We start from the raw sequence: 15966 nt of genomic DNA on the forward strand, positions 1-15966 counted from the left end.
ATACAGCAATTAGCATAAACAACAAAAACAAAGGGGATAAAATGAAAACCTTTACCTTGAGTGCATTAGCACTGGCACTAACATTAACTGGTTGTAAGCCAGCGCCTGCGCCATCAACAAATACTAACACTAATAACGCAGTAACTACTGCGCAAACTAAAGCAGTAGAACAGCCAGCAGATTGGTGGCAAACTGCCATATTTTATCAAATTTGGCCGCGCAGCTTTTACGACAGCAATAACGATGGTCATGGCGACTTTAATGGCATGAGCGCAAAACTCCCATACCTAGAAGAGTTAGGTGTAAATGCACTGTGGTTAACACCTATTTTCGAAGCGCCTTCTTATCATGGCTATGACTTTACAGAGTTTTATAAAGTTGAAAGTGACTATGGCAGCATGGCTGAGTTTGAAGCGTTTATAAAAGCGGCTGATGACAAAGGTATGAAAGTTATACTAGATTTAGTGATCAATCATATATCTAGTCAGCATGATTGGTTTCAACAATCTGAAAAACAACAAGCGCCATTTAGCGACTATTTTGTATGGCGTGACGATATGCCTAAAGCAGGCAGTGGTTGGGGGCATGCTTGGAGCGATAACGACAAGCCAGAAGCCGTATGGCATTGGAGTGAAACGCGTAAGCAATATTATTATGGTGCATTTGGTGCAAGCCAACCCGATTTAAATTTACGCCACCCAGATGTGGCTAATGAAATGAAAAAAATGGCAAAGTTTTGGCTCGACAAAGGCGTAGCAGGATTTAGGCTTGATGCAGTACGCTTTGCTATGGAAGGCGGTGCAAATGCACAAGCCGACACCCAAGAAACGATAGAATATTGGCAAGACTTTAATCAATATATAAAAAGTGTAAATCCACAAGCTTACCTAGTAGGCGAAGCATGGGCCGACCTTCCTATTGCCGCAAAGTACTATGGGGAAGGTAAGGGGCTAGATCAAGGCTTTGACTTTGAAGTAGGCTATAAAATTTTGAGCTTACTTAAAACCGATACCGACACAGATGTGCTCTTTGGTACTATGCCATCTAATGAGCAGCACAAAGGTAAAAATGCACTCATCCTTGATGAAAACCTACAACAACGTAAAGACTCACAAGCACCACTGCACTTTTTTACACCGTTTTTAACTAATCACGATCAAGAACGTGTTGCTTATCAACTTAAAGAGCACGATGGTAAAGCAAAACTAGCTGCGGCCATGTTATTTAGCTCGCCAGGTACGCCGTATATTTACTACGGTGAAGAAATAGGCTTAACGCAGCAGCGCATCGGTGACGATGTTTATAAACGTGCGCCTATGCAGTGGGACAATAGTCATCAAGCGGGCTTTACGCAAAGTGACAATAGTTGGGTTGAAGAAACGGCATTATTTGGTGATGATTTTGCAAACTGGTGGCCAGAGTTTCTTGCTAAGCAACTAGCAGCAGGCGATCGCAGCGTTGCAGCGCAGCAAGCACAACCAAACTCAGTTTGGCGTTTATATCAGCACTTAATCGCAATGAAAAAGCAGCGCCCAGAATTTACTATTAACGGCAGTTACCAGCTAACGCAGCACGACAATGGCATAGTAGAAATAACGCGAGAGTTAAGCGGCAGCAAAAGTGTTTTTGTACTTAACCTAACGGACAAAGCTCAAAGCATCAGCAGTATTACACGCGACGGTTTAACAGCCAGTTGGCAGCACGATCTCAATGGCGATCAACTTGCCGCTTACGGTTTATTGTTACTAAATAACACACTGTAAATAGCATACTTATTATAGGGGTTAACATGCGTTAGCCCCTATTTGTTACTACGCACAGCCCCCCGTTCGCTCTTTGTTGTAATACACAATTAAAAAGAGAAGTTTCACAAAGTCACACATCAGATCACATTAAAGTAAAGCTGTGCATATAAGCACTTACTTGCATTTTGCCCTATAACATTATTAAAAGTCGTTTTGGGATATTTTAACAAAGACAATTTTATAACACACGTAATCACTTGTTTACATTGGAGTTGTTTGGTGCAACTATTGAGCTATGTAATATACGCCGTTTTGGGGTGTTATAAACCCCCATAGTGGTGTTCAATAAGCTGTTATATTTATTTCAAATTAGGAAGCTGTCGTGAGTGGTAATTTAAAGTTAGATATTTTTATTGTTGGTTTAATGCTTATACCAATAATTATTCAATTCGTACCTGTAGTTTCAGGTCTATTCATTAACTCAGAAAAAAAACTCATTTCTCAGTTATTTCATTTCCACCGTCTATTTATATTATTTTTCTGTCAGGCTTTGGTAACAATTTGCTGGGTCAAGTTATTGTAGGTTTAGCTTTTATAGTGTTTTTTTGCACCTACGCTGCAGCATTGTCTTATTTAGTTCAAGCTAATAAAGTGGCTAAATAATAAATATAACAAGAGCCTCAATTCGCTCACAAGCTCGCTCGGACAATTAACAATGGGTTATTGTCGCTGCGCTCAATAATTTTAACCCATTGTTAATCGCCGCTTAGGCAGGCGTTAAGGAGCATAGTCGGGTGCAGTTGATACTTCCAAACCCAGCATACGAAGAAAGCTATAAAGAATATATTCAAGAGCTTGGAGATGAGGTGCGTTACCCATTTCCTCTTGACTTTGATCATAGTGACTTTTCAAAGCTACTGGAGAAATTAGATAGCTTCAAGAATGGCACTGGCCTTCCAGAGGGCTTCGTTCCGGCAACAACATATTGGCTCGTCGAAGATGGCGAATTGATTGGCGTATCCAATTTGCGTCACTATCTTAATGACTGGCTCCGCCACGCAGGTGGGCACATTGGGCTTGGTATACGACCCTCGTATCGAGGAAAGGGCCTGGGAAGCCTGCTGTTGAGATTGTCTGTAGAAAAGGCTGTGGAACTGGGGATCAAAGAAGCACATGTATATTGCCACAAAGGTAATGAGCCCTCTGCCCGGATGATTCGTGCGAATGGTGGAGAATTGGAATCTGAGATTGAAGATGATGGTGAAATTATTCAGAGATATGTGGTCAATGCTCCTTAACAATCGCAAGCAATTCGGCCCTACGGGCCCGGACGTCGCTTCGCTCCGCCGTTGTTGCGGGCGTTAGGCAATCTATTGATGTTAGCGTCAACTTTTCAGGGTGTTAAACTATGTTGTGGAAAGGATTATGAAAGTAATTTTTATTTTTATTCCTGTATTTATAATTGTTTTTGTCCTTAATCAATTTTCTTATGGAGCATGCTTTAAGGGATACTGCCTTGAAGCTGCATTTCCCAAAGTTGCCTTTATATCGCTGGTTATTTCGTTAATCGTTTTTTTTATATCTAAAGAAAACGACGAAAAACCTCAAAAAAGCATTCAAAAAAACAATCCATTCCTCAATCAAGACAAAATTTGTGTTACTCATGAGGCTCCACAAAATACGATTTGTGTTACCCGTAAGGTTCCACAAATGAAAATTAAACTTAAGGGTAAATCGGACAAGCTTAAATATTTTGAGACTTATAAAGAGGCTGCTGTTTTCGCAAAAGAATTGTCAAGTAGTTTAACCACGACAATCAAGCTTGGGGTAAATGGTAATACATTTTTTGTTTATTTACCGATGGGGTATGACGCTCCGCCGATACCGATTGAAAACGAATTAACTTCACCTTCTTATGACGAATATGACGAATATGACGAATACGCTGATATCGAACAATTAAATAATCAGAATGAAATCATTGATGAACTATGGGACTCTGTTGCATCTTTAGCCCGTAGTGATGAAGATGGATGGTATTACGAGGACATCGATCCAGGAATGGAAAACAATGTTATCGATAAGTCATATGAATAATTGCCTAACAAGCTGCTGCACTCGGACTCGATACAGTTGTCGCGGTTTTTGCTAAAAACAAAAGACAGCAAAAACAGCACCAACTTACTCGCCGGTGAGCAGGGCGTTATAAACCACAAGGAGAGTTCATTTGAATATCAATGCTACTTTGTACGGCCAATTTGTAATCATTTTCGCGCTGATCATGGGCGCACTATGCTATTACGTAGCTCGTCGTAAAATGCAAAAGCCAGCGGCTGCGGGTTTACTCGGTGCTGTTTTGTCACTTATTCCAATCTTTAGCGTAATTTATCTATTCATACTGCTGTTTAAAAAAGATGTTGGTTCAGCATCGGCGGCAGTAAGTGAGTAAGGTGGTTTATAACAAGGCCAGTCACGGCGACGTCTTTTCCGCTGCGGCTTCGCGTTCACTACAAAGCCGCGCATGCTGGCGGCGTTAGGTATACAAGCAAACAAGGGTGCATAATTGAATTATTTAAATTGGTTACAAAAGGTATTTCCTAAACTGAAAGATACCCCAAATGAAATTATTATCTCATATGTTGATGAAGCGAAATCTGATACTGAACTTCTTAGAGAGTTTATTAAAGTCTTAGGAGGTTTGCTCTTTATTCTCCCGTTTAACCTATATCTTTATATCTCTGGTATTCAATCATTTACCAGTCCTTTATATTGGTTGCTAGTTATTGTTTCTTTTGGTGTTGGCGGTTTTATTGGACTTTATTGTGAACAAAGATTGATTAAAAGGCGCCTTAAAAAAATAGTGCAGTTAAAGTATACCTAACAACACGCCCTGAGGTGGACGACTAGTAAAATTTAGCTATTAATTGCAAATTTTACTAGTGGTGAGCCTCTGCGTTTTAATGCTGCTAAATACGTCGATTCATCGTAGGGTGTATTCTTTTTACAACACCTAAATACAATCCTTATCCATTTAAATGCCAGCGATTTAATAATGCTTTTATGTGGCTTGCCCTTGGCTTTTTGTTGCTCATAATACGCTTTAGCCCAAAACGGATAACTAATAAAAAGCCAGTTCTCTCAACAGCTAGCCTCATGAAAATGAGGGGGTACTTTAAAAAATCCAATTAAAACACCAATTAAAACAACCAATTAAAACAATACCTAGCTCTCACTTTAGATTCTGCATAAAATAACGTAATAAATTGAACCAAAATAGGAACTCGGCTATGGTTTGTTTATTAATAAAAACAAATAAAAAACGATTTTATCTACAGGCTCGTTATGTGAAAAGGGATTTTTAATAATGGCACTTTTTTATATTTCACTCGGAGCTGTTTTCTTTTTAATAGCTATCGCCTGGTTTGGGTTTGTAGCTTTATATTCTCAAGTAGAAAATTCAGGATTCGGTTTTGGTTTTATTATGGGGGTATTTCCTACGTTACTTAGCATGTTGCTTATAGTGCCTAGTACGCTGTATAGAACTGTTTTTGTATTTACGCAAAAGCCAAAGCAAACAATGAAAGCTAAAGTTACTTTAGCAATTGGGCTGCTAATCACCTTACTTTATAGTGGTGCCATTATTAAGTTAGCTTTCACATAATAACATGCAATATTAGTTACTTAGCGGGTTCTAATAAACTAAACACAGGTAAGCGCCATTTAAAGCGTACCGATGCCATACGTATTAAGTATCCTGTAACTAAGCTAACAATAATACTTATATTGTCATCAATATTATAGTGATGCAGTGCTAGGTATAAACACGCCACAATAAGTGAAACACTGGCATACAGCTCGTGGTGTAATACCAATGGCGCTTGACGACATATTAAATCACGTAACAAACCACCAAATACGCCAGTAACTATGGCTGCAACTACGCAAATACCATAGTGTAAACCCATATTTAGCCCGACTTGGCAGCCAATAATACTAAAAGCAGCTAGGCCAAGGGCATCTAAGCGCATAAATATGCCTTTAAACTTAACTACCCATTTAGCCAACCAAGTGGTGATAATACCGGCCATACAGGTAATTAATAAATACTCTGGATTTTGTACCCACGTAAGCGGGTAGTTACCTAGTAAAATATCTCGAACGCTACCACCACCTATGGCGGTGGCACTGGCTACCAAGCTAACGCCAAACCAGTCCATTTTCATTCGGCCAGCGCTTAGCGCTCCGGTCATGGCTTCTGCTGTAATACCAATAATAAAAACAATACTTAATAGCATGAGATAGTCACTTGAAATTTACACTTATAATAAAGGCGTGATTGTATAGATAAAATAGCAAAATAACGAGTGAGAAATCACGCTAAAAACGCTTACTTCAGATAAGAAAAACTAATACGAAACTCATGCGTAAATAGGCTGTTAAATTGGGGTGAACCTTTGGGGTAGATGTAAAAGATGAAGGACAATAGGCCGCAAATAATAAAATAAGTTACTTTGAATTTTAAGCCGTTATTGCCCTAGAGCCACTTTATATTGTTGGGTAGTATTTAAAAGCAAGGTAATGCAGGCTGTTAACTTGAGCCTCGGGCAATTAATATTGGAGGGAGTAGGGTGCTTTGTACTGCTTCGCCTCGAATTAGTTTTAATAGATTTTCTACCAACATTTGTCCGGCTACTGTGGTGTTTTGTTCTACCGTGGTTAAAGGTGGGTTGGTATAGCTGGCAATGGCGATGTTATCGAAACCTATTACGGCAACATCTTTTGGTACGCTAATACCGGCTTCTTTGAGTGCGCGTATTGCACCAATGGCTATTAAATCGCTGGCTGCAAAGAGTGCATTAAATTTTATGTTATTGGCTATTAGTGAGCGAGTGGCATGATACCCCGACTCTTCAGTCGATATTGCATTTGCTGTTTTACGTTCGTTTAAGGTTACGTTATTAGCGCTTAGTTCATCTTTAAAACCTTGAAAACGGGCAAAAAACTCAGGGCTATGATCCGATGCGTCGCCTATAAACGCGCAGTCGGTTCTGTTGCGCGCAATTAAATGCGCTGCAGCTAGTTTTCCGCCACCATAATTGTCGCAGCACACAGTCAGATCGGGGCGATTGTCGACCGTTGCACCCCAACAAACAAACTTGGTGTTTTGCTCAAGCAGGGTGTTAAATTTAGGTTGATAATCTAAGTAATCACCATAACCGAGTAAAATAATACCATCGGCGCGGTGGCTATCTTCGTAGTCGGCTTGCCAATCGGCACTGGCCGATTGAAACGACACCAGTAAATCGTAACCTTCTTTAGCACAAGCGCGGGTAATACTGCCTAGCATGGCTAAAAAAAACGGGTTAATTTGTGATTCATCAGAGGTTGGATCTTCAAACAATAATAGCGCTAAGGTGCTACTTTGTTGGGTGCGTAAATTGCTGGCGTTTTTGTCTACTTTATAGTTGAGTTTTTTAGCTATATCGAAAACGCGCTTACGGGTTTCTTCGTTTACCAAGGGGCTGTTACGTAAAGCACGAGATACAGTTGATTGCGACACTCCAGCATAATGGGCTATATCAAATGACGTTGCTTTACCTTTCATGAGCACTACTTAAATAACAAAGAGAATAATGCAGCCATTCTCGTTTATTAATGATTTATTTCAAGCTAATTTATCAATTAAGCACTTTTTTAGTTGATCTACCCATGACACCGGTGTCATAATGAGGGCGTTTTATCATTTTGTTGTCAAAACGTATTGGCTGCCTATATTTTTATAGGCAGCATTTTTTTACTGTGATAGCTGCTTTGGGGTGATAGCCTAAAGTAATAAAAAGAACAATGGGTTACCCGTTGTAAAATAATAAGCATGAATCGCTTATACTAATCGCATTAAAGAGTGGACTATTAAAACGCAAAAAAAATAGCGCCAAAAAATGGTTTAATCACAAGGCGAAAGTAATCATATAGAGTTGTTTTATATGAATTGTTTTAACGCAGTGAGTAAGTTATTTAATTAGTTAAAATGTTCATTTTTTTAATAAGATTAGTATTATACAAAAGAGATAACACTATGAGCTTACACTCTTCTGCCCAATTTGATCCTATTTTAGTTGCCGATATTGGTGGTACCAATGCGCGGTTTGCACTAATTACTGCCTTTGATGCAGCAAAAAACGAATTTGTTATAGAATATAATCATACCTTTCCTAGTGCCGACTTTGGCTCGTTACAAAATGCAACACGCCATTATTTATCAACTGTGCCTCATATTAAACCTGTGCGCGCGTGTTTGGCAGTGGCAGGCCCTATAAAAGCAGGGCAGGTTCACCTTACTAATTTAGGTTGGCATTTTAGCGTTAGTGAGTTTAAACAGGCTTTTTCTTTTTTGCAGCTTGAAATTATTAACGACTTTGCTGCATTTGCCTACGCTGCCCCTTATTTAGATAGTAACCAAAATGTGGTTATTAAAGCAGGGCAAGCCGATGAAAACTCAAACATTGCAGTTATGGGCCCAGGCACAGGATTTGGTGCAGCTTGCCTAGTTAGAACAGCGCAGTCTAGTGCGGTGCTTAGCTCTGAAGGCGGGCATATTTCGCTGGCTGCCGTTACCGATTTAGATGCAAAGTTACTTATAGAATTACGCAAAGAACATCCGCATGTGTCTTTAGAAACTGTTTTTTCAGGCCCGGGTATTGCCCATTTATATAAAGCGATGGCGGCGGTTAAAGGTATTACTGCTAAGCATTTAGATGCCGCGCAAATTAGTAATTTAGCCAATACAGGCGAGTGTGAGGTTTGCGATGCAACTCTAAACCAGTTTTGTGACTGGCTTGGCAGTGCCGCAGGCGATTTAGCATTAGCTTATGGTGCGTTGGGCGGTTTATTTATTGGCGGTGGTATATTGCCACGCATGCAATCGCGCTTGTTAGAGAGTCGTTTTGTTGAACGTTTTTCACAAAAAGGTATTATGTCGCAATATAACGGGCAAGTTCCTGTTACGCTAGTAACCCAAGATAATATACCTTTGATTGGCGCTGCGGCGTGTTTGCATAATAGTAAGCAGGAATAATGCTGCTGGTATTTGGAAGTAAATAGATGAAAAAAGTCACCATAAATAGTGTAGCGAGTTATGCGGGGGTTTCTAAAAAAACAGTCTCTCGGGTGTTAAATAACGAGCCAAATGTAAGTGCAGCTACCCGCGAAAAGGTACTTAAAGTATTTAAAGAGCTTGATTATACGCCTAATCCTATTGCCCGTGGTCTTGCTCAAAATCGCAGTTTTATTATTGGTTGTATTTACGATAATCCAAGTAAAAGTTATATTACCCGCGTGCAAACAGGCGCATTGGCTGCCTGCCAAGAAAACAATTACAATTTATTAATTCATCCTTGTGAGCTGCGCGGTGAAGCACTAATCAATAATATTGATCAGTTACTGCAGTCATCACGCTTAGATGGCATTGTATTAACGCCGCCTTTTTCGGACTTTGCTGAACTAGTTGATTTTTTAAAATCGAAAAAAATACCTTATGCACGCGTTGCCTCTGCAGTACTTGAAGATGATTCGATTTCGGTGCGCAGCAATGACGAGCAAGGGGCATTTGAAATAACCGAGCATTTAATTACACTGGGTCATAAATCAATTGCTTTTATTAAAGGTCATCCCGATCACAGTGCCACTGAACAGCGTTTTAAAGGTTACCGACGGGCGTTAGCAAGCCATGGCATTGAATTTGAAGAGCGTTTAGTAGAAGAGGGTAACTTTAGTTATCATTCAGGGGTAGACAGTGCCCGTAGTATTTTAGATTTATCGCCACGGCCAACCGCAGTATTTGCTTCAAACGATTACATGGCAGCCGCCGTACTTAAATTAGCAACTCAACGCAGTTTACGTGTGCCCGATGATATTTCAATTGCTGGCTTTGATAACGCCCCTATAGCACGCCATATTTGGCCTGGGTTAACTACCATAGCGCAGCCAGTTGAAGAAATGACCAAACAGGCGGTTACTCAGCTTATTGCTCATATTATTCAGCCACAAGAGGTTGCGTATCAGGTGACCCTAGAGGCGCGTTTAATTACTCGCGAGTCGACAGCGCAGGTTAAATAAACTCAACTTAAAACGAATATTTACAGTAGCCCGAATGTGCACAAAGCATATTCGGGCTTTTTGTTGGCTGTCGTTAAATACAACGATGCTATACAACATTATTAAATGTCTATTTATAAAAAATAGTTGGCTATGTTAAAAAAAGTCACTATTTTTATTAGACAGGGTTGACACCGGTGTCATGGTCGTGCGTTAATACAGTGACACCGGTGTCAGGGTGGTTGTGAGAGGCCCTCTGATAAGGTACCTTTGAACGGGTAAGCCAAAGATGCTCAGTGCAATTAATTACGTGGAGTCTTTAATTGCCACTGAGCCTTTATCCTCTAACGAATAGAGCTGAGTTTAATTATGTTGCATCCACGAATTCAAGAAGTCACCGAACGTATCATTACGCGCAGTAAAGCAACCCGCCAAGCTTATTTAGATCGCATTTCGCACGCAAAAAAACAAACAAGAGTTCGTGCTGGATTAGGCTGCGGTAATATTGCCCACGTTATGGCTGCGTGTAGCACCGATGACAAAGCGCGTTTAAAAGCCGATGAGCAACCAAACCTTGCAATTATCAACTCATATAACGATATGCTTTCGGCACATGTGCCTTATAAAGATTACCCAGATTTAATTAAAAGCATTGCTACTAAATACGACGCTACAGCTCAAGTGGCAGGCGGCGTACCAGCAATGTGTGATGGCGTTACGCAAGGGCGTGACGGCATGGAATTGTCACTTTTTTCACGCGATGTAATTGCTATGTCTACGGCAATATCGTTATCGCATGATGTGTTTGATGGCGTTTTTTGTTTAGGCGTATGCGACAAAATAGTCCCAGGGTTATTAATTGGTGCACTGTCGTTTGGCCATTTACCGGTGTTCTTTTTACCGGCAGGACCAATGCAGTCAGGTATTCCAAATAAGGAAAAAGCCCGTATTCGTCAAAAGTTTGCGCAAGGCTTAGTAAGCCGCGAAGACTTGCTAGAAGCCGAAAGCGCGTCTTACCACAGTGCTGGTACCTGTACTTTTTACGGTACTGCTAACTCAAATCAAATGTTAATGGAAATAATGGGCTTACACCTTCCTGGTAGCTCGTTTATTAACCCATACACAGAGCTTCGCGATGGTTTAACCGGTAATGCGGTAGAAACCATGCTTAAGCAATTAACCGACGATAAAGACAGCCCGTGTTTAGCAGATGTGATCAGCGAAAAAACTATAGTAAATGGTTTAGTTGGTTTGCTATCTACCGGTGGCTCTACTAACCACGCCATTCACCTTGTGGCTATTGCCAAAGCGGCAGGTATTCAAATAACGTGGAAAGATATGTCTGATTTATCAGCTGAGGTTCCACTATTAACGCGCATTTACCCTAATGGCTCTGCTGATGTAAATCATTTTCAAGCAGCCGGTGGTATGGGCTTTTTAATGCGTGAACTTGCCAGCGCAGGCTACTTACATACCGACGTTAAAACTATGCTAGGCGATGGTTTAGCACCCTATATGACCGAGCCGCGTCTTGATCAAGACAACAGCTTAATAATGAGTGATGCAACCGGCCCAAGCAAAATTAAATGGGTAGCTTGCCCTGATAACTCACACGATGAAGATGTACTTCGCCCAGTGAGTAATCCGTTTAGTAAGCAAGGTGGTTTACAACTGCTTACGGGTAACTTAGGCAAAGCGGTTATTAAAGTATCGGCAGTAGCAATTGAACATCAAGTAGTTACCGCCCCAGCTAAAGTATTTAGCTCGCAAGGTGAGTTACAAGATGCTTATAGCCGCGGCGAATTAAACCAAGACTTTATTGCAGTGCTAAAAGAGCAAGGCCCTAAAGCTAAAGGTATGCCAGAGCTACATAAATTAACACCTGTAATGGCAACGCTACAAGATCAAGGCTTTAAAGTAGCTATTGTAACTGACGGTCGTATGTCGGGCGCGTCGGGTAAAGTACCTGCGGCGATTCACTTAGCGCCAGAAGCAGTTGAAGGCGGCATAATTGCTAAAATTCATGAAGGTGATTTAGTTACTTTAGATGCACCAAACGGCATATTAAAAGTACATGTTAGCGATGAAGAGCTTGCTAAACGTGAACTGCAATTAAGCCTACCAAGCTTAACCTTTGGCACAGGCCGAGAGTTATTTACCGGATTTAGAAATATCGTAAGCAGCGCCGATTTAGGTGCGAGTGCTTTCGGAATTGAAGAATAATCAGCCATTGTGGGTAATGAGGAACACGTAATGAGTATTGAAAAAATATTAGCATCGGCGCCAGTTGTGCCAGTAGTGGTAATCGAAAAATTAGAAGATGCAGCACCACTTGCTAGAGCCTTATATAACGGTGGCTTAAAAGCGCTGGAAATCACTTTGCGCACGCCCATTGCGGCAGAAGCAGTAAAATTAATGAAAGCAGCCGTACCTGAGGCCTATGTTGGCACAGGCACGGTAGTTGATAAAGCCAGCTTTGATGCTTCGGTAGCTGCAGGCGCTGACTTTATGGTAAGCCCAGGGGTTAGTGACGAGCTACTTGAACTGATAAAAACGAGCGATATCCCGTTTTTACCAGGCGCTGCTACGCCAAGCGAAGTTATGAAACTAGCGTCGCACGGTTTTAAGTATTTAAAGTTTTTTCCGGCAGAAGCCGCAGGCGGAACCGCCATGCTTAAATCAATCGGTGGGCCATTACCCGATATTACTTTTTGCCCAACGGGCGGCATAACGCTCGCTACTGCACCTAACTACTTAGCACTAAATAATGTTATTTGTGTGGGTGGTACCTGGATGTTAGATAAACAACTAATTGAAAATAAAGACTGGCAAGCTATTGAAGCGCTTGCTCGACAAGCTTGTGAAGTAAATAGGAGTCAAAAATGATTAACGTAGCAATTAATGGCTATGGCCGTATAGGTCGCAATGTATTGCGTGCACTTTACGAGTCGGCACAAAATAATGAGATTAAAATTGTTGCAATTAACGATTTAGCCCCAGCTAATGTTAATGCTCATCTTACGCAATTTGACTCAGTACACGGACAATTTGCTCATAAAGTAACGCTAGCCGATAACACTATGCTAATTGGCGACGATGTTATTACTTTAACGCAAGAGCGCGACCCAGCAAATTTACCGTGGAAAGCGTTAAATGTTGATATTGTTTTAGAGTGTACCGGTTTGTTTACTACGCGCGAAGCAGCCGCTAAGCATATTACTGCTGGCGCTAAAAAAGTAATTGTTTCGGCACCGGGCAAAGATATGGATGCAACCGTAGTGCATGGCGTTAACAGCGAAGTACTTAATGCACAAAGCCAAATTATTTCAAACGCTTCGTGTACTACTAACTGTTTAGCACCGATTGCTAAAGCAATTAACGACACGGTAGGCATTGATCAAGGCAGCATGACCACTATTCATGCATATACCAACGATCAAAACTTATCAGATGTATATCATCCTGATCTATACCGTGCACGCAGTGCAACGCAGTCGATGATCCCAACTAAAACTGGCGCAGCTGCAGCTGTTGGTTTAGTGCTACCTGAACTTGCAGGCAAGTTAGATGGTATGTCGGTACGTGTGCCTACAATTAACGTATCTTTGGTTGATTTTACGTTTATTGCGAAGCGCGATACCAGCATTGAAGAAATTAATGCAATTATGAAAGAAGCGTCAACGGGCTCAATGAAAGACATTTTACAATATAATGAGCTGCCGCTTGTTTCTATTGATTTTAACCATAACCCAGCGTCTTGTGTGTTTGATTCAACACAAACCAGAGCGAATGGTAAATTGGTTAAAGTTATGGCTTGGTACGATAACGAATGGGGTTTTTCAAACCGCATGTTAGATCAAGTTAAAGCGTTAGGTAAGTTTTTATAATTTTAGAGTTTAAGGTTATATAAATAACGTTAAAAACCACGCATTGCGTGGTTTTTTTGTGCCATTTATAAATTTACTACGCTTTACTTTATAACTGTGTAGTTAGCTGTGTGCTTAACTGCGAAAGTGTGGGGCGCTGTAAAATATCAGTTGTCATGCATTGCTTAGCTAGTTGCGCAAGCTTAACTGCTATTGCATTATTGTCGCTGCAAACACTTAGTAAATCATCAATTAAACAACCTAGCGCGCGTACTTCAATTAATTGCATTTGCTGGCGCTGATACTCACTCAACATAGCTAAATTAGTTGCTGCACCAAAATCGCCAAATAACACATCTGCGTCTTGGTTTACCATAGTGTTATGCGCATATACATCGCCATGGCTTACTTTATTTGCATGCAAATGTTGTAGGGTACTGGCCATTTGTTGCACAACTTTATAAATAGCTTGGCTACTATAATTACAGCCATCTGCGAAGGTGTCGCGAGTACACGTTTGTAAACTTGGCGGTAATCCTAAATTGCTAAAGCTATTATCTATTAGCTCCATTACTAAACCAAGTTGGCTGCCTTGCTCTATATAGGCAAGTACCTTAATTAAATTGGCATGTTCATTTGCCTGCAAGCAGCAATTAACTTCATCAAGCGGATAACCATCGCTGGTAATTGCGCCTTTAAACAGCTTAATAGCTACCGCTTTATTTGCTGCTTTTGCAAGGTGAATAACCCCAGAGGCACCTTGGCCAATAACCTGCTGTAATGTGTAATCACTCAGTGGCTTATTCTCTAAACTACTTTTTGTTAGGCACTGGGCTTTATTAAAGGTGTTACCAGCAAAGGCCAGCCAAGTAAGCTTTGGTAACTCAAATAACCAGTTATCTAGGTGCGTTAAGTTATTGGCAGATAAGCGCACTAATTCTAAGTTTGTACACTGCTGCATACTGCTTGGCAAAGTGCGTAACCGGTTACCCGCTAAAGCAAGTTTGCGCAGCTGTTTAAGCTCGCCGAATGATGCGGGTAATTGCTCAATACGGTTGTCGGTTAATATTAACCACTGTGTTGTAAGCGGCAGGCTATGCTGGGCAAACTCACTAATTTGATTGCCTTTAAATGCGATCATAACAAGTGCTGGGCATTGTGCTAAAACAGCAGGAATATGCTTAAACTGATTAAACGATAAAAACACCCGTTTAAGGCGGGTTAAACTGGCAAACTCTGCGGGTAAATCACTCAGGTTATTATTAGATAGGTCGAGTACTTCTAGGGTGTCGGCAAGGGTAAAAATTTCTTTTGGGAAATCAGTGAGGTTTTCCACCAATTGTAAGTGGCGAGCACCGCTTAAAGCACCGCTGCGTAGTTGTTCAAGGGTATTCAAAATTAACTAATCCATTTTACAAAAACAAAAAGGCCAAACTAAGTTGGCCTTTGATCACGTTTTATTATTAACGCTTAAAACTCTGCGTTGTGGTAAACGTTTTGTACGTCGTCGCAATCTTCTAGCATAGCTAAAAAGCGCTCCATAACCTCAACATCTTCGCCTTCAATAGGCGCTGCTATTTGTGGTACAAACGAAATTAAATCTTCGTCAAATTCAGTAACGCCCATTTCTTCAAGTGCTGTGCGAGTATTGTTGTACTCAGTATGTGGTGCAAATACAGTTACCTTGCCGTTTTCAACTTCTACGTCGGTTACATCTACATCAGCCATCATTAGTGCTTCAAGTACTGTTTCGTCGTCATCACCGTCAAATACAAAAATTGCAAGGTGATCAAATAAATGCGAAACCGAGTTTTGTGCACCAATTTTAGCGTTAGCTTTAGTAAAGCAAACACGTACATCAGCAAAGGTACGTTTATTGTTGTCGGTTAAACAATCAACAATAATCATACAGTTACCCGGGCCGTAACCTTCGTAACGTGTGGCTACGTAGTCTTCACCGCCGCCGCCTTTTGCTTTGTCTATTGCGCGGTCAATAACATGCGCCGGTACTTGGTCTTTTTTAGCGCGCTCAATTAAACGACGTAGCGATAAGTTACCGTCTGGATCGGTACCGCCATTTTTAGCACAAATATAAATTTCTTTACCGTACTTAGAATAAACTTTAGTTTTAGCACCCGCAGTTTTAGCCATTGAATCTTTTTTGTTTTGGTAAGCTCTTCCCATCTGCGTTTCGCCTTTAAATATAAGTATTAAAATAATTTTCAGGGGCATAGTTTAAAGGTAAATGTGGGGGAGGGCTA

General features: G+C 40.8%; 15 protein-coding genes and 1 pseudogene. 11 read left to right on the forward strand and 5 right to left on the reverse strand.

The genetic code is table 11. The features are described from left to right. The first annotated feature begins 41 nt into the window (after nucleotides 1-41). From AAEZ18_RS02190 to AAEZ18_RS02210, 5 genes are all read left to right on the forward strand, one after another. Nucleotides 42-1763: an alpha-amylase family glycosyl hydrolase gene (locus AAEZ18_RS02190; RefSeq protein WP_350593734.1), complete on the forward strand. Its 1722-nt coding sequence runs from the start codon at nucleotides 42-44 to the stop codon at nucleotides 1761-1763. Nucleotides 1764-2539: 776 nt separating this feature from the next. Further along, nucleotides 2540-3043 (forward strand): GNAT family N-acetyltransferase, encoded by a 504-nt coding sequence (locus AAEZ18_RS02195; RefSeq protein WP_350593737.1) that lies wholly within the window; start codon nucleotides 2540-2542, stop codon nucleotides 3041-3043. Nucleotides 3044-3170: 127 nt separating this feature from the next. After that, nucleotides 3171-3842: a hypothetical protein gene (locus AAEZ18_RS02200; RefSeq protein WP_350593739.1), complete on the forward strand. Its 672-nt coding sequence runs from the start codon at nucleotides 3171-3173 to the stop codon at nucleotides 3840-3842. Nucleotides 3843-3972: 130 nt separating this feature from the next. Further along, nucleotides 3973-4194: a hypothetical protein gene (locus AAEZ18_RS02205; RefSeq protein ID WP_089368207.1), complete on the forward strand. Its 222-nt coding sequence runs from the start codon at nucleotides 3973-3975 to the stop codon at nucleotides 4192-4194. A 114-nt stretch (nucleotides 4195-4308) separates the two neighbouring features. Continuing rightward, on the forward strand, nucleotides 4309-4626 hold the full coding sequence (locus AAEZ18_RS02210; RefSeq protein WP_193038523.1) for a hypothetical protein: 318 nt from the start codon (nucleotides 4309-4311) through the stop codon (nucleotides 4624-4626). A gap of 32 nt (nucleotides 4627-4658) precedes the next feature. On the opposite strand, the pseudogene AAEZ18_RS19910 reads toward AAEZ18_RS02210, so the two are convergent. Beyond that, a pseudogene (locus AAEZ18_RS19910) lies at nucleotides 4659-4868 on the reverse strand (IS110 family transposase); the annotation flags it as partial. Between the two features lie 241 nt (nucleotides 4869-5109). On the opposite strand from AAEZ18_RS19910, the gene AAEZ18_RS02215 reads away from it, so the two are divergent. Next, complete coding sequence (locus AAEZ18_RS02215) at nucleotides 5110-5406, forward strand: hypothetical protein (RefSeq protein ID WP_193038524.1); 297 nt, start codon at nucleotides 5110-5112, stop codon at nucleotides 5404-5406. A gap of 16 nt (nucleotides 5407-5422) precedes the next feature. Here AAEZ18_RS02215 and AAEZ18_RS02220 read toward each other — a convergent pair whose 3' ends face one another. Continuing rightward, on the reverse strand, nucleotides 5423-6040 hold the full coding sequence (locus tag AAEZ18_RS02220; RefSeq protein ID WP_089368209.1) for a trimeric intracellular cation channel family protein: 618 nt from the start codon (nucleotides 6038-6040) through the stop codon (nucleotides 5423-5425). 293 nt (nucleotides 6041-6333) lie between these two features. Next, complete coding sequence (locus tag AAEZ18_RS02225) at nucleotides 6334-7350, reverse strand: LacI family DNA-binding transcriptional regulator (RefSeq protein WP_179806613.1); 1017 nt, start codon at nucleotides 7348-7350, stop codon at nucleotides 6334-6336. A gap of 471 nt (nucleotides 7351-7821) precedes the next feature. On the opposite strand from AAEZ18_RS02225, the gene glk reads away from it, so the two are divergent. The 5 genes from glk to gap all read left to right on the forward strand — a co-directional run bounded on the left by glk (nucleotide 7822) and on the right by gap (nucleotide 13726). Then, nucleotides 7822-8820, forward strand: coding sequence for a glucokinase (glk, locus tag AAEZ18_RS02230; RefSeq protein WP_089368210.1), 999 nt, complete (start codon nucleotides 7822-7824; stop codon nucleotides 8818-8820). Between the two features lie 26 nt (nucleotides 8821-8846). Then, nucleotides 8847-9860 carry a LacI family DNA-binding transcriptional regulator gene (locus AAEZ18_RS02235; RefSeq protein ID WP_011328046.1) on the forward strand — a complete coding sequence of 338 codons (1014 nt, stop codon included), beginning with the start codon at nucleotides 8847-8849 and terminating at the stop codon, nucleotides 9858-9860. Between the two features lie 348 nt (nucleotides 9861-10208). Continuing rightward, a complete protein-coding gene (edd, locus tag AAEZ18_RS02240) occupies nucleotides 10209-12062 on the forward strand; it encodes a phosphogluconate dehydratase (RefSeq protein ID WP_192531678.1) in 1854 nt (617 codons plus the stop codon). A 30-nt stretch (nucleotides 12063-12092) separates the two neighbouring features. Continuing rightward, the gene (eda, locus tag AAEZ18_RS02245) at nucleotides 12093-12725 is read left to right on the forward strand and encodes a bifunctional 4-hydroxy-2-oxoglutarate aldolase/2-dehydro-3-deoxy-phosphogluconate aldolase (protein WP_011328048.1); all 633 of its coding nucleotides are present in this window, start codon (nucleotides 12093-12095) and stop codon (nucleotides 12723-12725) included. Next, nucleotides 12722-13726: a type I glyceraldehyde-3-phosphate dehydrogenase gene (gene gap, locus AAEZ18_RS02250; protein ID WP_192531677.1), complete on the forward strand. Its 1005-nt coding sequence runs from the start codon at nucleotides 12722-12724 to the stop codon at nucleotides 13724-13726. The genes eda and gap overlap by 4 nt, the downstream gene beginning before the upstream one ends. 88 nt (nucleotides 13727-13814) lie before the next feature. Here gap and AAEZ18_RS02255 read toward each other — a convergent pair whose 3' ends face one another. After that, nucleotides 13815-15101: a leucine-rich repeat-containing protein kinase family protein gene (locus tag AAEZ18_RS02255; protein ID WP_192531676.1), complete on the reverse strand. Its 1287-nt coding sequence runs from the start codon at nucleotides 15099-15101 to the stop codon at nucleotides 13815-13817. 74 nt (nucleotides 15102-15175) lie between these two features. Further along, complete coding sequence (locus AAEZ18_RS02260; RefSeq protein WP_011328051.1) at nucleotides 15176-15889, reverse strand: YebC/PmpR family DNA-binding transcriptional regulator; 714 nt, start codon at nucleotides 15887-15889, stop codon at nucleotides 15176-15178. Nucleotides 15890-15966 lie beyond the last annotated feature (77 nt).

This window comes from Pseudoalteromonas sp. 19-MNA-CIBAN-0066 (assembly GCF_040308705.1).
Taxonomy (GTDB): Bacteria; Pseudomonadota; Gammaproteobacteria; order Enterobacterales; family Alteromonadaceae; genus Pseudoalteromonas; species Pseudoalteromonas nigrifaciens.